Below are 20,989 nucleotides of genomic sequence, written 5' to 3'. Positions count from 1 at the left end.
GGTGTCGCGGCGTTCCGCGCCGCCGCGGCGGCGCGCGGGCTGGCGCTGCGCACCCGCGCCGGCCTCGCCTTCGGCACCACCGTGGCCCTCACCGCCGCCGGGTCCGACCCGTCCGCGGTCGAGGCCGCGCTCGACGACGGGTTCGCGGCGATGCGCGCCGTGGAGGCGGCCGCCAGCCTGTTCCGGGCCGACAGCGCCCTGGCCCGTCTCAACCGGGACGGCTCCCTCGAGGCGCCCGACCCGCACCTGCTCGCCCTGCTGCGCTTCGCCCTCGCCCTCGCGGCCGAGACCGGCGGCGCCTTCGACCCGACCGTCCAGCCGCTCTGGCCGCTCTGGGCCGGCGCGGCCGCCCGCGGCGAGCGCCCCGGGGCGGAGGCCCTGCGGGGAGCCCTGGCGCGGGTCGGCTGGCGGCGCGTGCGGGTCGCGACGGACCGGATCGTCCTGGAGCCCGGGACGGCCCTGACGCTGAACGCCCTGATCCAGGGCTACGCCGCCGACCAGGTCATGGCGGCGCTCCGGGCGCGCGGCATCGCGGACGCCTTCGTGGATACCGGCGAGTTCGGCGCCGCCGGCGCGCATCCGGACGGCGCGCCCTGGCGCCTCGGGCTGGCCGATCCCCGCCATCCCGGCGACATCGCCGCCGTCATCGCTCCTTTCACCGGCTTCGCCGCGACCTCGGGCGACTACAACATGAGCTTCTCGGACGACCGCACCGACCACCACATCTTCGATCCGGCCACCGGCCGGTCGCCGCGCGGCCTGTCGTCGGTGACGGTCACCGCGCCGACGGGGCTCGTCGCCGACGGGCTGTCGACCGCCTGCATGGTCCTGGGCCGCGCGCGCGGCGCGGACCTCGTCGCGGCCCGTCCGGGCTGCGCCGTGCGCTTCACCGGGAAGGGCTGACACATCCGGCCCCGTCGTGCGGGGCGAGGCCCGAACCGCGGCGCGCGCCCTGCCCTGGCGGGGCCGATGGCTCTACGGAGAATCCGATCCGCGGCGCAGGCCCTGCATGCGCCCGGACCGGAGAGGACCGTCAGGAGACGCGCGTGACCGAAGCGACCGGGCCGTACTGGCCGACGGATGACTGGGCGGGACAGGACCCGGAAGCGGCGGGGCTCGATGCCGCGCGGCTCGCGGAGGCGGTCGGCTTCGCGGAGGCCCACGAGAGCGCGTGGCCGCGCGGCCTGTACTATCCCGACGGGCGCTACGTCGGGATCGTCGAGTGGAACGAGACCGGGCCCTGGAGCGCCATCGACGGGCCGGTGCGTCCGCGGGGCGGCCCGGCGGGCGTGATCCTGAAGGGCGGCCGGCGCGTCGCCGCCTGGGGCGACACCGCCCGTCCGGACATGACCTTCTCGATCGCCAAGAGCTACCTCGCGGTGCTGGCCGGCCTCGCCCACGACGACGGCCTGATCCCCGACGTCGACGCGCCGGTGCGCGACAGCGTCCCCGACCCGCTCCTCGACGGCCCGCACAACGGCGCGGTCACGTGGCGCCACCTCCTGCAGCAGTCGAGCGAGTGGCAGGGGACGCTGTTCGGCAAGTCCGATCAGGTCGATCATTTCCGGCAGATCGGCCCGGGCGCCGACAACAGCCGCAAGGGCGAGGCGCGGGCGCTGCGGCGCCCCGGCACCTACTACGAGTACAACGACGTCCGGGTGAACCTGCTGTCGTACTGCCTGATGCGCCGCTTCGGCCGGGCCCTCCCGGAGGTGCTCCGCGAGCGGATCATGGATCCGATCGGCGCCTCCCGCGACTGGGCGTGGCACGGCTACGACACGGCCTGGGTCGCGGTCGACGGCGCGCGGGTCCAGTCGGTCCCCGGCGGCGGCCACTGGGGCGGCGGCCTGTTCATCGGGGCCGACGACCACGCGCGCTTCGGCCTCCTCGTCGCCCGCGGCGGCGCCTGGAACGGGCGGCAGCTCCTCTCGGAGCGCTGGATCCGCGCCATGCTGACGCCCTCTCCGACCCTCGACAGCTACGGCTACCTCTGGTGGTTGAACCGCGGCGCGGCCGCCAGGCCGCAGCTGCCGGCCTCGGCCTTCAGCGCCCTCGGGGCGGGCAACAACGTGATCTGGTGCGATCCCGAGCACGACCTCGTGGCGGTCCTGCGCTGGATCGACAAGGCGGCCCTCGACGGCTTCCTGCTGCGCCTCGTGGCGGCCCTGCGCCCCTAGGCGGGCCGGCGGCGCTAGCGGCCGCGGACGTGATCGACGAAACTCCGGAGCAGCGGCCGCATCTGGAGGCGGCTCGGGTAGTAGAGGAAGAAGCCCGGGAAGGGCGGGCACCACGCGTCGAGGACCCGGATCAGGCGGCCGGCCGCGATGTCGGCCGCCACCTGCGCCTCGAAGAGGTAGGCGAGGCCGGCGCCGCCGCGCGCCGCTTCGGCCACCAGTCCGTCATCGTCGAGGACGAGGGTGCCGGTGACCGGGATCGACTGGGCGATCCCGTCCTTCTCGAGTTCCCAGAGGTAGAGGCCGCCGCTCGGGAAGCGGCGCCGGACGCAGACATGCCGGTGCAGGTCCTGCGGGTCCGCGGGCGTTCCGTGGCGGGCGAGATAGTCCGGCGCGGCGACGATCGCGCCGCGCTGCGGCGGGCCGAGCGGCACCGCGATCATGTCCTGGTCCAGGCTCTCGGCGAAGCGGACGCCGGCATCGAACCCCTCGGCGACGATGTCGCGGAAGCCGTCCTGCGCGCGGATCTCGATCTCGACGCCCGGATGCGCGCGGGTGAAGGCGACGGCGAGCGGCACCAGCAGCATCTCGGCGGCCGACCGCGGCACCGAGATCCGCAGCGTCCCGGTGAGCCGCCGCTCCGCGGCCGTCGCCACCTCGATGGCGTCGGCGATCGCCGCGAGGGCGGGCTCGAGCCCGTCGAGCAGGCGCTGGCCCGCCTCGGTCGGGGCGACGCTGCGAGTCGTCCGCGCGAGGAGGCGCACGCCGAGGCTCGCCTCCAGGCCGTTGATCGCGTGGCTCACCGCCGAGACCGAGAGCCCGAGATCGCGCGCGGCGCCGCGGAAACTCCGGCGCGCCGCGACCGCGGCGAAGAGCGACAGGGCGGGGAGGTCGGCGCGTCTCACTGTTGAGCCGCATAGAACAGCCTGCGCCGCAGGTCACGGATTATCGCCGCCGGCGCCCCGTGCGAAGTCCGGCCCGCATCACGGGAGGCCCGCATGGATCACCGCCGACTCGGAACCGAACTCACCGTCTACGCCCTCGGCCTCGGCTGCATGGGCATGAGCTACGCCTATGGCGGCCAGCCCGAGGGCGAGGCCACCGCCACGCTGCGCCGCGCCGTCGACCTTGGCATTACCCTCTTCGACACGGCCGAGATGTACGGCCCGTTCGAGAACGAGAAGCTGGTGGGCAAGGCCCTGGCGCCGGTCCGCGACCGGGTGATCATCGCCACCAAGTTCGGGTTCAAGATCTCCGAGACCGGCCAGGGTCCCGACCGGATCATCGGCGTCGACAGCCGGCCCGAGCACGTCCGGGCGGTCTGCGAGGCCTCGCTCCGGCGCCTCGGCGTCGACGTCATCGACCTGTTCTACCAGCACCGGGTGGATCCGGCGGTACCGATCGAGGACACCGTCGGCGCCATGGCCGATCTCGTGCGGGCCGGCAAGGTCCGGGCGCTCGGCCTGTCCGAGGCCGGCGCGGCCACGATCCGGCGGGCCCACGCGGTCCACCCCATCGCCGCCGTGCAGAGCGAGTACTCCCTCTGGAGCCGCGACCCCGAGGCCGAGGTGCTGCCGACCTGCCGCGAACTCGGGATCGGCTTCGTGCCGTACAGCCCCCTGGGGCGCGGACTCCTGACTGGCGCGATCCGCGACCGCGACAGCCTCGCCGCTGACGATTACCGCCGCACGATGCCGCGCTTCGCGGCGGAGAACCTCGCGGCCAACCAGCGGCTGCTCGACACGCTCGCCGCCCTGGCGCGCGACAAGGGCGTGACGCCGGCCCAGCTCGCCATCGCCTGGGTGCTGAACCAGGGCGACTTCATCGTGCCGATCCCGGGCGCCCGCAAGATCCGGAACCTCGAGGAGAACGCGGCGGCGGCCGGTCTCGTCCTGGCCGAGGCCGACCTGCGGGCCATCGCGGACGCGATGCCCGCCGGGGCGGTGACCGGCGACCGCTACGGCGCCGCCGGGCTGGCGATGGTCGGCCTCTGAGCCGTCAGAGCGCCGCGATGGTCTCGGCCACCGCGCGCGCCCGCGGCACGAGGCTTCCCACCTCCAGGTACTCCTCGGGCGAGTGGGCCTTGCCGCCCAACGGGCCCACGGCGCAGAGCGTGGGGCAGCCGACGCTGGCGGTGAAGCCCGAATCGGCGCAGCCGCCGGCGAACTCGCCGGTGACGGGGTTGCCGCCCTCCGCGCTCACCCTTGCGTAGGTCTCGAACAGGGCCCGCGAGGCCTCGTCCTGCACGAGCGGCAGGAACTCGCCCTTGATGGTGAGATGCGCGGTCGTGTCCGGCACCGTCGATCCGGCCACGATCGCGGCGATCCGGTCCATGGCGGCCTCGCGGTCGGGCGGGGTCACGTAGCGCAGGTCGATCTCGCAGGTCACCCGGGGCGCCACGGTGTTCACCGACTGGCCGCCGGAGACCAGGCCGACATTCACCGTGGTGCCGCGGTCGAGGTCGGTGAGCGCGTGGAGCGCGACGGTCTTGTGGGCGAGCTCCAGGATGGCGCTGCGCCCGTCGGCGTAGTTGCCGCCGGAATGGGCCGCCCTGCCGAGCACCTCGAGGTGCATGAACACCCCGCCCTTGCGGCCGGTGACGACGTTGCCGGTCGGCCGCCCCGGCTCGGAATTCAGCACCGCGCGGGCGCCCCGGGCGGTCTCCTCGATGATCGGGCGGCAGGCCGGCGAGCCGATCTCCTCGTCGCTGGTGAACAGGCCGACGAGCGGCACCGGCGCGCCGCCGGCTCGGTGGTAGGCGGCCAGCACGAAGGCGTTCATCACGAGGCCCGCCTTCATGTCGGCGACGCCCGGCCCGTAGGCGCGGCCGTCGGCGACCCGGAACGGCCGCCGCGCCGGCTCCCCCTTCGGGAAGACGGTGTCGCGATGGCCCATGAGCACGACCGGCCGGTTGCCGCCGCCCGATCCGGCCACGCTCGCCTTCAGCGCGTCGCCGTAGCCGTCCACCGGGATCGTCGCGACCGGGATGCCGTGGCCGGCGAGGAACTCCGCGATGCGGATTCCGACCGCGTCGACGCCCGGCTTGTCGTAGGAGCCGGAATCGATGTTCACGAGCTCCTCGAGGAGCGCCAGCATCGCGCCCTCCTGCCCGTCGAGCCAGCGGAGGACGTCGGTGTCATGGGCGGTCATGGGGGCCTCGTACCGGGATCAACGGGATTGCGGGACGATCATCGCGAGCGGAGCGAAGCAACCCAGGGTCGCGCGAACTTCGTGAACGTGGCGCCGACGGGATCGCTTCGCTCCGCTCGCGAAGACGGCGCCGCTTCCGAACCGCACGTGGGTGCGATCGGCGGCGGCTATTCCACAGTCACCGACTTGGCCAGATTCCGCGGCTGGTCGACGTCTTTCCCCATGAACACCGCCGTGTGGTAGGCGAGCAGCTGGATCGGCACCGCGTACACGATCGGCGCCACCGTCGGGTCGAGCGCCGGCATGGTGAAGGTCGCGAGCGTGTCGAGCCCGTGCTCGGCGGCCCCCTTGGCGTCGCCGATGAGCACGATCCGGCCGCCGCGGGCGGCCACCTCCTGCATGTTCGAGACGGTCTTCTCGAACACCGCGTCGTGCGGCGCGATGACGATCACCGGCACGCTCTCGTCGATCAGGGCGATCGGCCCGTGCTTCAGCTCGCCCGCCGCGTAGCCCTCGGCGTGGATGTAGCTGATCTCCTTGAGCTTCAGCGCGCCCTCCAACGCCATCGGGTAGCTGGTGCCGCGGCCGAGATAGAGCACGTCCCGCGCCTTCGCGACCTCCCGGGCCAGACCCTCGATCGCCGCCTCGTGGGTGAGCGCCTCGGCCATCAGGCCCGGCGCCTTGATCAGGCCGTCGATCAGCCGCCGCTCGCCCGCCGCGTCGAGGGTGCCGCGGGCGCGCCCCGCCGCGATGGCGAGGCAGAGCAGCACGGTGAGCTGGCACGAGAACGCCTTGGTGGAGGCGACGCCGATCTCCGGCCCCGCCAGCGTCGGCATCACCACGGAGGATTCCCGCGCGATGGTCGAGGTCGGCACATTGACCACGCTCAGCGTGTGCTGGCCCTGGGACTTCGCGTAGCGGAGCGAGGCGAGCGTGTCGGCGGTCTCGCCCGACTGCGAGATGACCAGCGTCAGCCCGTCCTTCTCGAGCGGCGCCTCGCGGTAGCGGGCCTCGGAGGCGACGTCGATCTCCACCGGCAGGCGCGCCACCTGCTCGAACCAGTACCGGGCGACGAGCCCCGCGTAGTAGGCCGTGCCGCAGGCGGTGATGTAGACGCGGCTGAGCTTGGCGAAGTCGAAGGGCAGCGCCTCGGGCAGTGCCACCCGCCCCTGCGCCATGTCGACGTAGTGGGCGAGCGTGCGGCCCACCACCTCGGGCTGCTCGTGGATCTCCTTGGCCATGAAGTGGCGGTACTCGCCCTTGTCGATCCGGTAGGCCTGCGTGGCGATCGTCTGCCGGGCGCGCTCGACCGTGGCGCCCGACGCGTCGCGGATCTCGGCGCCGCCCCGGGTCAGGATCGCCCAATCGCCCTCGTCGAGATACGTGATGGCGTCGGTGAACGGCGCCAGCGCCAGGGCGTCGGAGCCCAGGTAGGTCTCGCCCTCGCCGAAGCCGATGGCCAGCGGCGCGCCGTGGCGGGCCCCGATCAGCAGGTTCTCCTCGCCGGAGAAGAGGAAGCCCAGCGCGAAGGCGCCGCGCAGCCGCGGCAGGGCTGCGGCCACGGCCTCCACCGGCCCCATCTGCCGGTCCATGTTGCGGCTGACGAGCTGGGCGACGACCTCGGTGTCGGTCTCGGTCTCGAAGACGACGCCGTCGGCCTTCAGCTCCTGCTTGAGCTCGCGGAAATTCTCGATGATGCCGTTGTGCACGACGGCCAGGCGCTTGGTGGCGTGCGGGTGGGCGTTGGTCTCGTTGGGCCGGCCGTGGGTCGCCCAGCGAGTGTGGCCGATGCCGATCGTGCCGGTGAGCGGCTCCTGGGCGAGCCTGGCCTCCAGGTTGACCAGCTTGCCCGAGGCCCGGCGCCGCGCCAGCCGGCCGTGCTCCAGGGTGGCGATGCCGGCGGAATCGTAGCCGCGGTACTCGAGCCGCCGCAGGGCCTCGATCACCTGCCCCGCCACCGCGTCGCGCCCGACGATGCCGACGATGCCGCACATAGGAGTGTCTCTCGCTGTCGCGCCCGGATGGCCGCGCGCAGGTCGTGCGCAAGGTCCGGGCCGCCCCGCGCCGTGCGGGGCCGAGCGGGACTTCTACCGGATCGGCACGGCGCAGGGCCAGCCCCGCTCGCGCGCCCTGGCCGGCCTCACGCCTTGCCGCGCCGCGCCTTCTCGGCCTGCAGCGCCGCGCGCTTCTCCCTGGCCCAGCCCGGCTTCACCGCCTGCCGGCCCCGGGCCACCGCCATGGCGTCCGCCGGCACGTCGTCGGTGATCACCGAGCCGGAGGCGACGTAGGCGCCCTCCCCCACCGAGACGGGGGCGACCAGGGCCGAGTTCGAGCCGATGAACGCCCCCGCGCCGATCGTGGTCCGGTGCTTGAGCACGCCGTCGTAATTGCAGGTGATCGTGCCGGCGCCGATATTCGCCTTGGCGCCGACCTCCGCGTCGCCGAGATAGGTGAGGTGCGCGGCCTTGGCGCCGGCCCCCATCCGGGCGTTCTTCAGCTCGACGAAATTGCCGAGTTCCGCGCCGGCCTCCAGAACAGCGTGACCGCGCAGCCGCACGAACGGTCCGATCTTCACGCCCGGCTCCAGGCTGGTCTCGGTGAGATGCGCGAAGGCCCGCACGGTGCAGCCCTCCGCGACCCGCACGCCGGGGCCGAACACCACGTTGGGCTCGACGATCACGTCGCGCCCCAGCACCGTGTCGTGGCTGAGGAACACCGTCTCGGGGGCGATCAGCGTGGCGCCGCCCAGCATGGCGCCGCGGCGCAGCTGCGCCTGGATCGCGGCCTCCGCCACGCTGAGCTGCACCCGGTCGTTCACGCCCTGCGCCTCGGCCTCGTCCACCGGCACGACCGTGACGGGCAGCCCGTCGGCCACCGCCAGCGCCACCGCGTCGGGCAGGTAGTACTCGCCGGCGGCGTTGTCGTTGCCGATGCGGGTGAGCAGCGCCAGGGCGTGCCGTCCGGCGAGCGCCATCAGCCCGGCATTGCACAGGGTCACGGCCCGCTCGGCGGCGCTCGCGTCCTTCTCCTCGCGGATGGCGAGCACGCGGTCGCCCTCGGTCAGCACCCGCCCGTAGCCGGAGGGCGTCGCCGTCTCGAAGGCCAGCACGGCCACCGCGGCGCCGTCGGCCAGGGGCGCGCGGAGGCGCAGGAAGGTGTCGGCCGAGACGAGCGGCGTGTCGCCGAAGGCGATCACCACGTCGTCGTCGGGGTCGGCCAGGATCTCCCGGGCGGCGAGCACCGCGTGGGCGGTGCCGAGGCGCTCGGCCTGCGGGAAGACCCTGGCGCCGGGGGCGGCCCGCGCGATCTCGGCGGCGACGTCGTCGCGGCCGGGCTCGGCCACCACGGCGATCCGGCCCGCGCCCGCCGCCTGAACGGCGGCCAGGACGTGGCCGAGCATGCTGCGCCCGGCGATCCGGTGCAGCACCTTCGGCAGGTCCGAGCGCATCCGCGTGCCCTTCCCGGCCGCGAGCACGATGGCGGTGAGGCTGCGCGAGGGCGTTCCGGTCGGGGTCATCGCAGGTCCAGGCGTCGATCGAAGGCCAAGACGGATGGGCCGGACGGGCGCCCGGCGCAACCCCGTCCGGGCCGATCAGCGCAGCGCCAGAGCGACGTGCTGGCCCGAACCGTGGGCGAACCGCTCCCGGCGGCGCTCGATCGAGCTCGGGATCCGGAGGGATTCCCGGTACTTCGCCACCGTGCGCCGCGCGATGTCGACGCCCTCCCCGCGCAGCTTCTGCACCAGGGCGTCATCGGACAGCACGTCGTCCGGCGTCTCGCCGTCGACGAGCTGCTTGATGCGGTGGCGCACCGCCTCGGAGGAGTGGGCGGCCGCACCGGCCGCCCCGGGGATCGCCGCGGTGAAGAAGTACTTCATCTCCAGGGTGCCGCGGCTCGTGCCGATGGCCTTGTTGGAGGTGACCCGCGAGACGGTCGATTCGTGCATGCCGATCGCCTCGGCCACGGTCTTGAGGTTCAGCGGCCGCAGGTGGGTGACGCCGTGGACGAAGAAACCGTCCTGCTGGCGGACGATCTCGGTGGCGACCTTCAGGATGGTGCGGGCGCGCTGCTCCAGCGAGCGGGTCAGCCAGTTGGCGTTCTGGAGGGCCTCCGACAGGAAGGCCTTGTCGCCCTCCGCGGCGGCGTTGCGCGAGACGCGGGCGTAGTAGCTCTGGTTCACCAAGACCCGGGGCAGCGCCTCGCTGTTCAGCTCGACCAGCCATGAGCCGTCCGGCGCGGCGCGCACGAACACGTCCGGGACAAGGACCTCGACGGCGCTCGACCCGAAGGCCCGGCCGGGCTTCGGATCCAGGCGGCGGATCTCGCCCAGCATGTCGACGAGGTCCTCGTCGTCGACGCCGCAGAGCCGGCGCAGGGCCGCGAAGTCGCGCTTGGCCACGAGGTCGAGCCGCGAGACCAGCGCCTGCATCGCCGGGTCGAACCGGTCGCGCTCGCGCAGCTGGATCGCGAGGCACTCGGCGAGGTCGCGCGCCGCGATCCCGGGCGGGTCGAAGGTCTGGACCAGCGCCAGCATCCGGCCGACGAGGGCCGGGTCGGCGCCGAGCCGCTCGGCCACGCCCTCCACCGTCTCGCGCAGGTAGCCGGCCTCGTCGACGGCGTCGATCAGGAAGCCGCCGATCAGCCGCTCGGCCGGATCCCGGGTCGCGAGGTCGAGCTGGCCCGCGAGGTGCTCGCGCAGCGAGGTCTCGGCGGTGAGGGTCGCCTCGAAATCGGGCGCCTCGGCGTCGAAGCTGCCGCCGGTGCTGCCGTAGGGCGGGGGCGTCAGCGAGAGCATGTCGCCCCCGCCCGCCTCGCGCGCCTGGACGGGGCTCTCGTCGGGGAACACGTTGTCGAGGCGCGTGTCGAAGTCGCTCTCGATCTCGCCGCGGCTCGGATTGAGGTCGGCCGAGAGCCACGAGTCGGGCTCCGGCGCGTCGAAGCCGTCGGACCCCGACTCCTCGGCATGGCTGCCCGATTCGGCGGCGTCGCCCGCACCCGGCAGGTCCGGCTCGGCGCGCTCCAGCAGCGGGTTGCGTTCCAGCTCGGCCTCGACGTAGGCCGAGAGATCGAGGTGCGAGAGTTGGAGAAGCTTGATCGCCTGAAGGAGCTGCGGCGTCATCACCAGGGCCTGGCCCTGACGCACTTCCAGCCGTTGCACCAAACTCATGCGAAGCCCCGATGCCCTTCCGGCGCGGTTCGCCAGCCGGAGCCACGCTGCTCACGGCATGGTTCTTGCTTGTTCCGTCGCACTTTCTGTAACGCGATCCGACCCGCGCGTCAAAGCGCGACCGTGCACGCCGCTGTTGGCAAGTGCTGGTGCCAGTGCTCGTGGCAAATGCTCGGCGCTGCGGGACGCGCCGCACCCCGGTCACATCCCGATCCGCCACCCGGCAGTCTGCGGGCAGATCTTAAAGGAAGGTTTGCGCATTCATCCGCGCGCGGTTGCCGGGACATCCGGAATCCGCCGGCAAAGCTTTGTCTGATTGCAGACCCTTCCCCTGCTAGATGCAATATCCGCTCGCTATTGCGTGTTGATCCGAGCATGGCTCTGGGGTGCGCCGCGGTTCCCGCACGAGTGTCGGAGCGCGGTGATCGACCTCTGCGTACGCGTTTGCCGATGCCGCATCAGAACCGCCTCCTGGCCGCCCTATCCGAGGCGGATGGGGCACTGCTCGGGCCTCATCTGGAGGCGATCGACCTGCCCCTCGGCAAAGTGCTCGTCGAGCCGGCGGCCGCGATCCCGCACGCGGTCTTCATCGACACCGGCCTGTGCTCGGTGGTGTCGACCCTCGCCGAGGGCGGCCGCATCGAGGTCGGCCTGTTCGGACGCGACGGCATGGCCACGCCGGCGCTGCTGCTCGGAACCGACACGATCCCGTACCAGATCTTCATGCAGGTCGCCGGCCGGGGGCGCCGGATCTCCGTGCCGGCCCTGCGCGACGCGCTGAGATCCAGCCCGTCGCTGCGCAACCTGTTGCTGCGCTACGTCCAGACCTTCCTGGTCCAGGTGGCCCAGACCGCGATCGCCAACGCGGGCGCGCCCGCCGAGGAGCGGCTCGCGCGGTGGCTCCTCATGTACCACGACCGGCAGGACGGCGACGACCTGTCGGTGACGCACGAGTTCCTGTCGATCATGCTCGGCGTGCGCCGCCCGACCGTCACGGTCGCGATCCACACCCTGGAGGGCGCCGGCCTGATCCGGGCCCGGCGCGGCCGGATCCGGGTCCTGAGCCGCACCCGCCTGGAAGAGGCCGCCGGCCAGACCTACGGCCCGGCCGAGGCCGAGTACGAGCGCCTGATCGGCCCGCTGCGGCGGCCTCAGAGCACGCTGGCGTAGGGGACTTCGGCCACCACTGCGCCGGCCTCGTCGGTGATCACGAAGGTGTCGGCGCGCCAGCCGCGCGGCGCGCCGTAGACATGCGGCAGGCGGCGCATCTCGCGCAGGATGTCGCGCGCGAGGTGCTCGGCCGCCGTCCGATCGGGCAGCTCGTCGCCCTCCCGATCGGCGATCAGCGTGCCGTGCCGCCGGACGTTGAGGAAGAAGCGGGGCAGGTCACATCCCCTTCGAGGATCGGCCAGCGGGCCTTCGGAGCGCCCGTCGAGGACCGCGTGCCGCGCCATCGGGAACGGCGTCTCGGGCCTGAGCGGCGTGTCGGATCGGCGTGAACCACGCCGCGCGGGTTACCGGCCGCCGAGTGTCCGCCGAGACGGGCGGGCCGCGCAAGGGCGGCCCGCGATAGGGCGGCTGCGGCAGTTCGCGCACCCACGGGTACCGGGCCCACCGCGCCGGCCATATCGTACTTTCGTGCAGAGGGTTCGGGGCCCGATCTGTCCGTGCCGCAGGCGCGGCGTCTGTCCACACTCATACATTTTTCCGAGGGCGGGCGGATCGCGGCCCGCGCGACCGCGTTCTCCGCGCGGGCCGCGGCGCGAGGATCCGGCGGCCCGTCGTGCGAGGCCGTGCGGTGCCCACACACAGGTTAACGACATCGCTCAGGTCGCGGCGCACGCTCCTCAGCTGGCCGTGAGGTTCTGCGCCATGCGCTACTTCACCGATTTCACCGACGACCGCGGCCTGTCCCTCGATGAGGAGGGGCTGCCCTTCGCCGATCGTCACGCGGCGTGCCTGTCGGCGACCGAGGCCCTGATCGAGGCCGTGCATGACCGGCTCCGCGTCCGGGCGGACCGGCCGGCCCCCGGAGATGCCGGTCTGGTGCTGGAGGCGCGGGTCCGCGACGCGACCGGCAGCACGGTCTTCCGCGCCCGCCTCACCCTCGACCTAGACTGGCAGCCCGCCGACGGCTGAGCGCGGGCCCTACCAGCCGCAATTCGGGATCGGCGGCTGCGCCTTGGCCATGGCCGACTTCTCGATCGGCACCATCGCGCCCCAGGCGTATTTCTGGGCGTGGGGCGTGACGTTGGCGAAGAGGCAGCCGAGCTGGAAGTGGGTCGCGCCCATCTCGCCCGCGAAGCCCATGCAGTCCAGGAAGGTCCAGGTCTTCGGCACCGGGGTCATGGACCGCCAGCGCGGCATCGCCACGGGCGAGCAGACCTTGACCGCCCCGGTGCCGTCGTCGGCGTTGAGCGCGTCCCCCTGGCTCTGCGCCGCGGAGGGGGCGGCGGCGAGGCCGAGCAGGAGGATGGCCGCGAGGATCGCTCGGGCGGGGATCGGGGCGTGTCGGCTCATCGGGTCAGCGCATCGTCCACCACAGGGCCGCGAGGATCGCGAAGCCGAGGACGTTGTAGAGGATCGCCCAGATCCAGACACCCAGCACGGCGCGGCTCGGCTGCCGCGGTCGCGACCGGCCGGGGCGCAGGCGGTTCCGGTCCTCCGGTGTCGGCCAGATCGCCGCCCGGGGTGCCTTGAGGAGCCGCGTCAGCGCCTCCGGGAGGTGCGGACCGTGCGGTGTCTCGCCGGGCATGGCAGTCTCCGATGCGACGATGGGCCGGGCCGGGTCGCGCCCGCCCGGCGCCGGACCTGTCCGGGTGACCGGAGATCCGGCGGCGGCGCTCACAGCACCGTGCCGGGTGCCTGCGGGTAGTACTGGTAGGCCCAGGTCTCGGACAGCAGCCGGTCCCCGGATTTCAGCTGCAGGCGCATCTCCACCGGATCCGGACCCTCGGCGTAGACCTTGAGAAAGACCCGCCAGGGGCTCGGCTTGCCGTAGGGCGCCCAGGTGGCGCCCACTTCGTCGACGCTGCCGCGCGACAGGGTGAGCGCGACCGTCGCCTTCTCGGGATCGAGGCCCGACAGGGCCGCGCCCTCGAATTCCAGCACGAACTGCCGCACGAGGTTGGCCCGGCCCGGGCGCCTGTCGGCATCCGCGAGCCACGCGGCCTTGGTGGCCCGGGTCGCGACGCACCGGGCGAGGTCGGTGGCGACCGGCTCCTTGACGGTCCAGCGCAGCCGGTAGGCGAAGCTGCGGTCCGACCCCGCCTGCGGCGCGTCGTCCGGCACCCAGAGGGCGACGATGTTGTCGTCGGTCTCCTGATGGGTCGGGATCTCCACGAGCTGGACGCTGCCGCGGCCCCAATCGCCCTGCGGCTCGACCCAGATGTCGGGCCGGTTCTCCTCGAAGCCGTCGTCGATGTAGTTCTCGTAGGCGCGGTCGCGCTGGAGCAGGCCGAAGCCCTTCGGCGACCGGTCCGCGAAGGCGCTGACGCTGAGGCGGGGCGGGTTGTTGAGCGGCCGCCAGATCAGCTCGCCGGCGCCGGTCTGCATCAGCAGGCCGTCGGAATCGTGCACCTCGGGGCGCCAGTCGCTCGCGAGGAAGCGGCTCATGCCCTCCGAGTACCAGAGCATCGAGGTCAGGGGCGCCATGCCGAAGCGCTCGACCGCCTTGCGCATGTAGACCGTGCAGGCGACGTCGATGACGACGTGCGGCTCCTTCCGGGCGACGAACCGGTAGGCGCCGGTGAGGCTCTGACCCTCCAGGAGCGCCAGCACGGTCACGGCGCCGTCCGCGGCCGGGCTCACGTAGAAGCGGGTGAAGACCGGGAACTCCTCGGTCTTGCCGGGGCCCGGCGCCGTGTCGATGGCGATGCCCCGGGCCGAGGCGCCGTACTGCGCCCCGTCGCCGGCGGCGCGGAAATAGGAGGCGCCCAGGAAGGCCAGCCAGTCGCCGTCGTCGCCCGGCTGGCCCGCGGGCGCCTTCTGGAACCGGAACCCCGCGAAGCCCGCCCCATCGGGGACGTCCTTGGCCGGATTGCCGGGCGGGTAGGTGAACAGGTCGTGGCCGTAGAGCACCTCGCGGGCCTGCCCGCCCTCCAGGGCGTAGACCTTCACGGGGTGGCGGAAGAAGTTGCCGAGATGGAAGAAGGTCACCGGGTACGGGCTGTCGGCGAACAGGGCGTGGCCCGGCGGGTAGCGGATCTCCTGGAGCGGCCCGTAGGTCAGGGCGTCGAGGGCCGCCGAGGCGGGCGCCTCCGGGGGCGACGCGTAGGGCCGGTCCCGCAGCGTCCGGGCGAGGTCCTTCAGCCGGTCGAGGTCCATCGGCTCGGGCGGTGCGAGGCGCGGCCCGCCGCCGGCGGCCCGGGCGAGGCCGGGATACGGCGCGAGGGCGAGGAGCCCGATGGCTGTCAGGACGCGGCGCGTGATCAAGCTGGAATCCCCCGGATTCGGTCGGGCCTCGCGACCCGCGCCGCCCTCTAGCCACGCCGGCGCGGCGGCGCAATTTCCCGGCCGCGGCTCAGCTCCGCGGACCGCAGCTGCCGGTGCTGCCGTCGGTGGTCCAGAGGTTGGCGCCGCCCCCCGGCGGGCACTGCCCCGGCAGCGCCAGGGTGATCAGCTTCGCGAAGGTGTTGGCCTCGTCCTCGCCGTAGCCGATCTCGCCGACCATGCGGCCGGTCCTGTCGAACAGCGCGACCGTCGCGGAATGCTCCATCGTGTAGTCGCCGTCCTTGGTCGGCACGCGCTTGTAGGCGACGTGGTAGGCGTCGGCCATGCGGGCGACCTGCTGTGGCGTGCCGACGAAGCCGCGGATCCGCGGGTCGAACGAGGCCAGGTACGCCCGCAGGGTGTCGGGCGTGTCGCGCTCCGGGTCGAGGGTGACGAAGACGACGTTGAGGCGGTCCGCGTCGCGGCCCATCCGGCCGAGGGCCGACGCCAGGGTCGCGAGCGTCGTCGGGCAGACGTCCGGGCAGTGTGTGAAGCCGAAGAACAGGACGGACGGCTTGCCGCGGAGGTCGGCCTGGGTCACCGGGCGGCCGTCGAGATCCGCCATCGTGAACGGGCCGCCGACCTTCCGGGAATGGCTGAACCGCGAGCCCTGCTGGAGGACGATCGCCCCGGTGCCGGTGGCGATCACGGCGACGAGGGCGGCGGAGGCGATGAGGGCGAGAGGGCTCGGTGCCATGCTGTGACCTTCGACGGCGCGTCGGGGCGGCCGGTATCGATGCCGCCAATATGGGGTCCGTGTCGACAGGCGTGAGGCCGCGGCGCCCCGTGCGGGGCCGGATCAGGAGAGGAGACGACGTCAGGAACACGCCCGGGAGAGGCCGGTTGGCCAGGGTACGGGCGCTCGCGCCAACCGGCGCCGGGACACCCGGACCGCGAGCCCGACCGTCCCATCCGCGACCGCGCACGGGAGCCGCCCCAGATGGCCCAGCAGATCCCCGTCGACCCGCAGGCCCGGGCCGACGATCCCCGCCGCGACGCCGAGCGGGACGACGCCACCCACGCGATCACCGACGACGTCGCCTACCAGCGCCACGTCCTGGTCAACGTCGTATTCGTGGGGCCCCCCGGCGCGGGCGACCGGGGCTGGGTCCTGATCGATGCCGGCGTGATCGGCGCCAAGCGCGGGATCGAGGCCGCGGCCCGGGCCCGCTTCGGCGCAGGCGCCCGGCCGGCCGCGATCGTCCTGACCCACGGCCATTTCGACCATGTCGGCGTCCTGCAGGACCTCGCCGAGGACTGGGACGTCCCGGTCTACGCGCACGCCCTGGAGCGGCCCTATCTCGACGGCAGCGCCGCCTACCCGACGCCGGATCCGAGCGTCGGCGGCGGGCTCCTGGGCCGCTTGTCGCCGCTGTTCCCGACGAGCCCGGTCGACGTCTCCGGGCGGCTCCGCCCCCTGCCGGAAGACGGTTCGGTGCCGCCCCTGCCCGGCTGGCGCTGGATCCACACGCCCGGCCACGCGCCCGGCCACGTCTCGTTCTGGCGGGAGGCCGACCGGACGCTGATCGCGGGCGACGCCTTCATCACGACGGCGCAGGAATCCGCCTACGCGGTCGCGACGCAGGCGCCGGAGCTGCACGGGCCGCCGATGTACCTGACGATCGACTGGCCGGCGGCGCGCGCGTCGGTGCGGGCGCTCGCCGCGCTCGCCCCGGAGCGGGTCATCACCGGACACGGCCGGCCGCTGCAGGGGCCCGAGATGCGCCGCGCCCTCGACGCCCTGGCGGCGGACTTCGACCGGGTGGCGGTCCCGGAGACGGGCCGGTTCGTGGAGAACCCGCTCGGGGCCGCCGACGGCTCCGCCTACCGGGCGCCGCGCTGACCGGCGCGTTGCGGCCGCGCGGGCGGCGTCCCGCGCCTCACGAGGCCCGCGCGAGATCCTGGAACGGGGCCGGGGATCTCGTGGCGGCGAGCACGCCGTCCATCTCGGCCTTCGGCATGGCGTGGCCGAACAGGTAGCCCTGGCCGAAATGGCAGCCCTGTTCGGAGAGCCAGTCGAGGCTGGCGTCGGTCTCGATCCCCTCGGCGGTGGTGGAGAGGCCGAGGCTCGCCCCGAGCTTGATGATGGCGTCGACGAGCTTCGCCCGCTCGTCGCTCATCGTGATGGCGTCGACGTAGCTGCGATCGATCTTCAGCTTGTCGAACTTCAGTTCGCGCAGGTGGTACAGGCTGGAATAGCCGGTTCCGAAATCGTCCAGCGCGATGCGCACGCCGAGTTCGCGCAGCGACAGCAGGGTCGTCCGGGTCGCCTCCAGGTCCTGGATCAGGGCGCTCTCGGTGATCTCGACCTCCAGGCGCTGCGGCGGGAAGCCGGTCTCGGTCAGGATCCCGAGGATGCGCTGGGCGAGCCACGCGTCCTGGAACTGCTGCGGGGCGATGTTCACCGCGAGGATCAGGTGCGGCGGCCAAGCCCGGGCATCCAAGCAGGCGCGGCGGATCAGGGAGTAGCTGAGATCCGCGATCATCCCGGTCTCCTCGGCCACCGGGATGAACTCGCTCGGGCCCACCACCCCGCGGGTCGGGTGGCGCCAGCGCGCCAGGACCTCGACCCCGACGATCTCCTTCTCGGGAAGCGACACCACCGGCTGGTAGAAGGGCTCGATCGCGCCCGTCTCGATGGCGAGGCGAAGTTCCGTCTCCATGCGGGCGCGGGCGCGCAACTCCGCGTCCATGGCGCTGCGGAAGAACCGGACATTGCCGCGCCCGTCCTTCTTGCCCTGGTACATGGCGAGGTCGGCCGCGTGCAGGATCGCGTCGGCGTCCCCGTGCTCGGCCGCCACCGCAGCGACGCCGACCGTGGCGCCGACCTTCAGGTCGTTCTGGTTCCACGTCACCGGCTCGGCGATGCGCGCGATGACCGCCTGGGCGAGGCGCCGCAGCGCCTCGCTCTCGCAGCGGAGCGGGACCAGCATGGCGAACTCGTCGCCGCCCAGCCGGGCCGCCAGGCCGCCCGACGGCACGAGCTTCTGGAGACGCTCGGCCACGGCGCACAGGACCGCGTTCCCGGCCGCGTGGCCGTAGAGGTCGTTGACCGGCTTGAACCGGTCGAGGTCGATCAGGAGCACCGCCGCGTCCGCGGCGCCCGGCGCGTGCGCCCGCTCCACGGCGTCGATGAAGCGGCGACGGTTCGCCAGGCCGGTCAGCCCGTCGTGCCGGGCGATCGCCTCGGCCTGCGCGGCGGCGGCGGCGCGCTCGAGCATGAGCCGCCGGAGGATGATCGATTTGCGGATGCTGGCGCCCCACTGCGCCACGCCCATGCAGGCGGCGAGCAGCAGCAGGTCGGTAAGGTTGTAGGTGACGACGACGCTGTTCAGATACGCGAAGGTCCCGAGCGTGACGCCGACGAACCAGATCCCGACGCCGATCACGAGGAGGCACAGGGTCTCGTACAGCTCGCCGCGGCCCCAGGCTCTCGACGTCTCGATCGGCATGGTCAGGACCCGATTTCCAACGTCAGAGCGAAGCATGCCGTCCGCTCATGCGCTGTAGATCAGCTCCGGACGCGGCAGCTTCTCTACATCTTTACGGGTCTTTGTCTTGGTTTAATTTGGCTTAAAGCGCGCCGCCACGCTGCGCGCGGCTCGGGGGCGCCGGTATGTCCCGTCGCGGGAAGAGATGGCCAGGGCCGCGCCGGCGGTGCCGCCCGCGTTCGCGCGCCGGACCCGCGCCGTCACGCCTCGTCGACGGCGTCCGGACGCGGCGCGGCCGCGCGGCTCTCCTGGAGGGTGGCGGCCGCCTTGACGATCGACAGGATCCCGCCGCGGGTCGTCTCGTCGGTGATGCTGGTGAAGGCCAGAACGAGTTCCATGACCTTCGGATCCTCGAACAGGGCCGCGGGTCCGACGCGTCCGCCGCCGTTGTCCCGCGGGTCCGCGAAGAACGTGTCCACCGGCACCCTGAGCAGGTCGGCGATGGCCTGAAGACGCCCTGCGCCGATGCGGTTGCGCCCCTTCTCGTACTTCTGAACCTGCTGGAAGCTGACGCCGATGGCCTGACCGAGATCGGTCTGGCTCAGGCCCTGTGCCACGCGGAGCGCCGCGATGCGGCCGCCGATCGAGCGATCGGTCTCGGTGGCGGACTTGGGCTTCGGGGAGGACGACATCGAACGGAAACCTTCAGCATGCTGGATGGGTGGGATTTACCCAGAGTCGCGGAAAAAAACACAACCGAAAACTGCTTAGCGCACCAATAAGTTGCGCAATTCCTAGTTGCACTGGACGCATGGCTTGGCTGTTGGTTGTACGCCCAGGGACGGTGAAACCGCAATGGTCAACTGTATCCGTCACGCAGCGCGCAGACGGTTTCCCTCCTGCGCCTGTCTTCGCCGGCTACGGCAGCCTCTCAGTCGCCGTGCGCGACGATACATCGGAGATCGGTCGAAGGGGTGGTAAAGTACCGAGGCCTCCGATCGTCGTGGCGGACGGTGACGGATATGTGATGCGGCCGGCATTGTGGTGGGACTGCGCCCGCGGGTCTCCGTCAAGACATCGGCGATGCAATTCACCGGCGTGAATGTCGCGGCCGGCGGGACACGCACCCCTGTTTCCGACATCGGGCCGCGTCTATCGCCGGCCTAAACACTTTAAGTCCCGGTCGAGAAAATCTATGAAATGATGTATTCACCGGCCAGGCTCGACGGTAGAGTCGGTCTCCCATCACAGCGCCCTCGTCGATGACCGACCTTCTCGTCACCCTCCAAGAGCCAGCCGAACCCGCCGGGCAGGCCGGGCCGGGATCCGAGACGTCGGCCCTGCGCGCGCATATCGCGCGGATCCTGCGCAGGCTGCCTCCCGCCAAGGCGACGAAGACGACCTGACCTCGACCGTCGGCAACGGCGCCGCGACCTGCCCGGACGGATCATCCGCGCGAGCACGGGCGCCCGGTCCGGACGTTCCTCCTAGGCGACGGCCTCCAGCGGCTGCGGCCGGGCGCGGACGCGATCGAGGATGTCGAGGGTGCGGATGCTGTCCGCGAGCGGCATGATCGGGCTCTCGCGGGCGCCGGCGAGCAGGCAGCGATGCACCTCGTCGATCTGATGCCGCAGCCCGAACCCGAGGTACGGCGTCGGGATCAGCGCGACGCGGCGGAAGTCCAGCGGCTGCAGGAGGCGTTTCGCGAAGGCCAGCCGGCCGACGGCCTGGCGGCGCGGCGGGGCACGGTCGGCGGGCGCCGGCGCGGCCGCGGTGCGCACGCGCGTCAGGAAGGGCGGGCACAGGAACTGCCGGTGCAGGTGGATGCGGCCGCGCGTGCCGACGATCACGGCGGCGTTGTCGGCCTCTCCGGTCGAGCCGCAGCTCAGGGTCGCCGTCCTGGCGTTCCAGCCGAGCGCGAGCGCGGCCTGCTGCGCCGCCGCACCGCCCCGATCGACGCCGACGCCCGAGACCTCGGTGGGCGCGCCGAACAGGTGGAGTGCCAGCGACACGGGGTAGACCCCGAGATCGAGGATCACCCCGCCTTCGGCCGGATCGTCCGTCCGTCCGGGCGGGTTCGGCGCGCGGGGGAAGAACAGGCGGGCGTCGAGATGCAGGGGATCGCCGATCTCGCCCGCCTCCAGCATCGCCTTGGCCCGCACGACGCCGGGCGTGAAGCGCATCCACATCGCCTCCATGCAGAAGACGCCCTTCCGCCGCGCCGCCTCCGCGATGCGCCGCGCCTGCCCGCCCGTGAGCGCGATCGGCTTCTCGATCAGCACCGACTTGCCGGCCTCGATGCAGGCCAGCGCGCTGTCCACGTGGTCGCTGTTGGGCGTGGCGATGTAGACGATGTCGATATCCGGCCGCGCGGCCAGGGCCTCGACGCCGGCGACGGCGGCCGGCGTGCCGGACGCCTGGGAGAAGGCCGCGGCGAAGGCCTGGGCGCTCCCGGTGCTCCGCGCCCCGACGGCGGTGAGGCGCGCGTCCGGGCGCCCCAGAAGGTCGCTGACGAAGCGCTGGGCGATGACCCCGGTGCCGAGGACGCCCCACGAGACGGTCTGTGCCATGGCTAG

General features: G+C 72.8%; 20 protein-coding genes. 7 read left to right on the top strand and 13 right to left on the bottom strand.

Annotated elements, in window-relative coordinates:
- Both ACLBYE_RS22225 and ACLBYE_RS22220 read left to right on the top strand, forming a co-directional pair.
- Nucleotides 1–903: FAD:protein FMN transferase (locus tag ACLBYE_RS22225; RefSeq protein WP_447695820.1), on the top strand; the 903-nt coding region annotated here is incomplete at its 5' end.
- A gap of 143 nt (nt 904–1,046) precedes the next feature.
- Nucleotides 1,047–2,177 (top strand): serine hydrolase domain-containing protein, encoded by a 1,131-nt coding sequence (locus ACLBYE_RS22220; protein WP_447695819.1) that lies wholly within the window; start codon nt 1,047–1,049, stop codon nt 2,175–2,177.
- 14 nt (nt 2,178–2,191) lie between these two features.
- Here the strand turns inward: ACLBYE_RS22220 and ACLBYE_RS22215 are convergent, their stop codons facing one another.
- Nucleotides 2,192–3,079, bottom strand: a complete 888-nt coding sequence (locus ACLBYE_RS22215; RefSeq protein ID WP_447695818.1) for a LysR family transcriptional regulator — start codon at nt 3,077–3,079, stop codon at nt 2,192–2,194.
- Nucleotides 3,080–3,172: 93 nt separating this feature from the next.
- On the opposite strand from ACLBYE_RS22215, the gene ACLBYE_RS22210 reads away from it, so the two are divergent.
- Entirely contained in the window at nt 3,173–4,168 is a 996-nt protein-coding gene (locus ACLBYE_RS22210; protein ID WP_447695817.1) for an aldo/keto reductase, read from the top strand.
- A gap of 4 nt (nt 4,169–4,172) precedes the next feature.
- On the opposite strand, the gene ACLBYE_RS22205 is transcribed toward ACLBYE_RS22210, so the two are convergent.
- The 4 genes from ACLBYE_RS22205 to rpoN form a co-directional block, all read right to left on the bottom strand.
- A complete protein-coding gene (locus ACLBYE_RS22205) occupies nt 4,173–5,324 on the bottom strand; it encodes a M20 family metallopeptidase (RefSeq protein WP_447695816.1) in 1,152 nt (383 codons plus the stop codon).
- 167 nt (nt 5,325–5,491) lie between these two features.
- Nucleotides 5,492–7,318 (bottom strand): glutamine--fructose-6-phosphate transaminase (isomerizing), encoded by a 1,827-nt coding sequence (gene glmS, locus ACLBYE_RS22200; RefSeq protein ID WP_447695815.1) that lies wholly within the window; start codon nt 7,316–7,318, stop codon nt 5,492–5,494.
- A 146-nt stretch (nt 7,319–7,464) separates the two neighbouring features.
- Nucleotides 7,465–8,841 carry a bifunctional UDP-N-acetylglucosamine diphosphorylase/glucosamine-1-phosphate N-acetyltransferase GlmU gene (gene glmU, locus ACLBYE_RS22195; protein ID WP_447695814.1) on the bottom strand — a complete coding sequence of 459 codons (1,377 nt, stop codon included), beginning with the start codon at nt 8,839–8,841 and terminating at the stop codon, nt 7,465–7,467.
- A gap of 75 nt (nt 8,842–8,916) precedes the next feature.
- Nucleotides 8,917–10,491 carry an RNA polymerase factor sigma-54 gene (rpoN, locus tag ACLBYE_RS22190; RefSeq protein ID WP_447695813.1) on the bottom strand — a complete coding sequence of 525 codons (1,575 nt, stop codon included), beginning with the start codon at nt 10,489–10,491 and terminating at the stop codon, nt 8,917–8,919.
- 450 nt (nt 10,492–10,941) lie between these two features.
- Here rpoN and ACLBYE_RS22185 point away from each other — a divergent pair, with 450 nt between their 5' ends.
- Nucleotides 10,942–11,661: a Crp/Fnr family transcriptional regulator gene (locus ACLBYE_RS22185; RefSeq protein WP_447695812.1), complete on the top strand. Its 720-nt coding sequence runs from the start codon at nt 10,942–10,944 to the stop codon at nt 11,659–11,661.
- On the opposite strand, the gene ACLBYE_RS22180 is transcribed toward ACLBYE_RS22185, so the two are convergent.
- On the bottom strand, nt 11,643–11,945 hold the full coding sequence (locus tag ACLBYE_RS22180) for a DUF6894 family protein (RefSeq protein WP_447695811.1): 303 nt from the start codon (nt 11,943–11,945) through the stop codon (nt 11,643–11,645). The genes ACLBYE_RS22185 and ACLBYE_RS22180 overlap by 19 nt on opposite strands.
- 418 nt (nt 11,946–12,363) lie before the next feature.
- Here ACLBYE_RS22180 and ACLBYE_RS22175 point away from each other — a divergent pair, with 418 nt between their 5' ends.
- On the top strand, nt 12,364–12,630 hold the full coding sequence (locus tag ACLBYE_RS22175) for a DUF6894 family protein (protein ID WP_447695810.1): 267 nt from the start codon (nt 12,364–12,366) through the stop codon (nt 12,628–12,630).
- Nucleotides 12,631–12,639: 9 nt separating this feature from the next.
- Here ACLBYE_RS22175 and ACLBYE_RS22170 read toward each other — a convergent pair whose 3' ends face one another.
- From ACLBYE_RS22170 to ACLBYE_RS22155, 4 genes are all read right to left on the bottom strand, one after another.
- Entirely contained in the window at nt 12,640–13,011 is a 372-nt protein-coding gene (locus tag ACLBYE_RS22170; RefSeq protein ID WP_447695809.1) for a hypothetical protein, read from the bottom strand.
- A gap of 4 nt (nt 13,012–13,015) precedes the next feature.
- Entirely contained in the window at nt 13,016–13,246 is a 231-nt protein-coding gene (locus tag ACLBYE_RS22165) for a hypothetical protein (protein ID WP_447695808.1), read from the bottom strand.
- Nucleotides 13,247–13,335: 89 nt separating this feature from the next.
- A complete protein-coding gene (locus ACLBYE_RS22160; RefSeq protein ID WP_447695807.1) occupies nt 13,336–14,925 on the bottom strand; it encodes a glucan biosynthesis protein in 1,590 nt (529 codons plus the stop codon).
- Between the two features lie 88 nt (nt 14,926–15,013).
- Nucleotides 15,014–15,679 (bottom strand): SCO family protein, encoded by a 666-nt coding sequence (locus ACLBYE_RS22155; protein ID WP_447695806.1) that lies wholly within the window; start codon nt 15,677–15,679, stop codon nt 15,014–15,016.
- 243 nt (nt 15,680–15,922) lie between these two features.
- On the opposite strand from ACLBYE_RS22155, the gene ACLBYE_RS22150 reads away from it, so the two are divergent.
- The gene (locus ACLBYE_RS22150) at nt 15,923–16,825 is read left to right on the top strand and encodes an MBL fold metallo-hydrolase (protein WP_447695805.1); all 903 of its coding nucleotides are present in this window, start codon (nt 15,923–15,925) and stop codon (nt 16,823–16,825) included.
- Nucleotides 16,826–16,862: 37 nt separating this feature from the next.
- Here ACLBYE_RS22150 and ACLBYE_RS22145 read toward each other — a convergent pair whose 3' ends face one another.
- Both ACLBYE_RS22145 and ACLBYE_RS22140 read right to left on the bottom strand, forming a co-directional pair.
- Nucleotides 16,863–18,434, bottom strand: a complete 1,572-nt coding sequence (locus ACLBYE_RS22145; RefSeq protein WP_447695804.1) for a putative bifunctional diguanylate cyclase/phosphodiesterase — start codon at nt 18,432–18,434, stop codon at nt 16,863–16,865.
- Between the two features lie 239 nt (nt 18,435–18,673).
- Nucleotides 18,674–19,105 (bottom strand): helix-turn-helix domain-containing protein, encoded by a 432-nt coding sequence (locus tag ACLBYE_RS22140; protein ID WP_447695803.1) that lies wholly within the window; start codon nt 19,103–19,105, stop codon nt 18,674–18,676.
- Between the two features lie 570 nt (nt 19,106–19,675).
- On the opposite strand from ACLBYE_RS22140, the gene ACLBYE_RS22135 reads away from it, so the two are divergent.
- Entirely contained in the window at nt 19,676–19,819 is a 144-nt protein-coding gene (locus ACLBYE_RS22135) for a hypothetical protein (RefSeq protein WP_020095037.1), read from the top strand.
- 81 nt (nt 19,820–19,900) lie between these two features.
- Here the strand turns inward: ACLBYE_RS22135 and ACLBYE_RS22130 are convergent.
- A partial coding sequence (locus tag ACLBYE_RS22130) for a Gfo/Idh/MocA family protein (protein ID WP_447695802.1) occupies nt 19,901–20,989 on the bottom strand: 1,089 nt, incomplete at its 5' end.

The sequence above is a fragment of the Methylobacterium sp. A52T genome, from assembly GCF_053346095.1.
The sequence above is the reverse complement of the archived record's forward strand: the minus strand, read 5'-3'. Positions and strand labels throughout refer to the sequence as shown.

Bases quoted from the DNA above. Each gene is read 5' to 3' on its own strand.
- ACLBYE_RS22175 (WP_447695810.1), top strand. From the start codon at position 12,364: ATGCGCTACTTCACCGATTTCACCGACGACCGCGGCCTGTCCCTCGAT.
- ACLBYE_RS22210 (WP_447695817.1), top strand. From the start codon at position 3,173: ATGGATCACCGCCGACTCGGAACCGAACTCACCGTCTACGCCCTCGGC.
- ACLBYE_RS22150 (WP_447695805.1), top strand. From the start codon at position 15,923: ATGGCCCAGCAGATCCCCGTCGACCCGCAGGCCCGGGCCGACGATCCC.
- ACLBYE_RS22185 (WP_447695812.1), top strand. From the start codon at position 10,942: ATGCCGCATCAGAACCGCCTCCTGGCCGCCCTATCCGAGGCGGATGGG.
- ACLBYE_RS22140 (WP_447695803.1), bottom strand. From the start codon at position 19,105: ATGTCGTCCTCCCCGAAGCCCAAGTCCGCCACCGAGACCGATCGCTCG.
- glmS (WP_447695815.1), bottom strand. From the start codon at position 7,318: ATGTGCGGCATCGTCGGCATCGTCGGGCGCGACGCGGTGGCGGGGCAG.
- ACLBYE_RS22135 (WP_020095037.1), top strand. From the start codon at position 19,676: ATGACCGACCTTCTCGTCACCCTCCAAGAGCCAGCCGAACCCGCCGGG.
- glmU (WP_447695814.1), bottom strand. From the start codon at position 8,841: ATGACCCCGACCGGAACGCCCTCGCGCAGCCTCACCGCCATCGTGCTC.
- ACLBYE_RS22205 (WP_447695816.1), bottom strand. From the start codon at position 5,324: ATGACCGCCCATGACACCGACGTCCTCCGCTGGCTCGACGGGCAGGAG.
- ACLBYE_RS22155 (WP_447695806.1), bottom strand. From the start codon at position 15,679: ATGGCACCGAGCCCTCTCGCCCTCATCGCCTCCGCCGCCCTCGTCGCC.
- ACLBYE_RS22180 (WP_447695811.1), bottom strand. From the start codon at position 11,945: ATGGCGCGGCACGCGGTCCTCGACGGGCGCTCCGAAGGCCCGCTGGCC.
- ACLBYE_RS22145 (WP_447695804.1), bottom strand. From the start codon at position 18,434: ATGCCGATCGAGACGTCGAGAGCCTGGGGCCGCGGCGAGCTGTACGAG.
- ACLBYE_RS22165 (WP_447695808.1), bottom strand. From the start codon at position 13,246: ATGCCCGGCGAGACACCGCACGGTCCGCACCTCCCGGAGGCGCTGACG.
- ACLBYE_RS22170 (WP_447695809.1), bottom strand. From the start codon at position 13,011: ATGAGCCGACACGCCCCGATCCCCGCCCGAGCGATCCTCGCGGCCATC.
- rpoN (WP_447695813.1), bottom strand. From the start codon at position 10,491: ATGAGTTTGGTGCAACGGCTGGAAGTGCGTCAGGGCCAGGCCCTGGTG.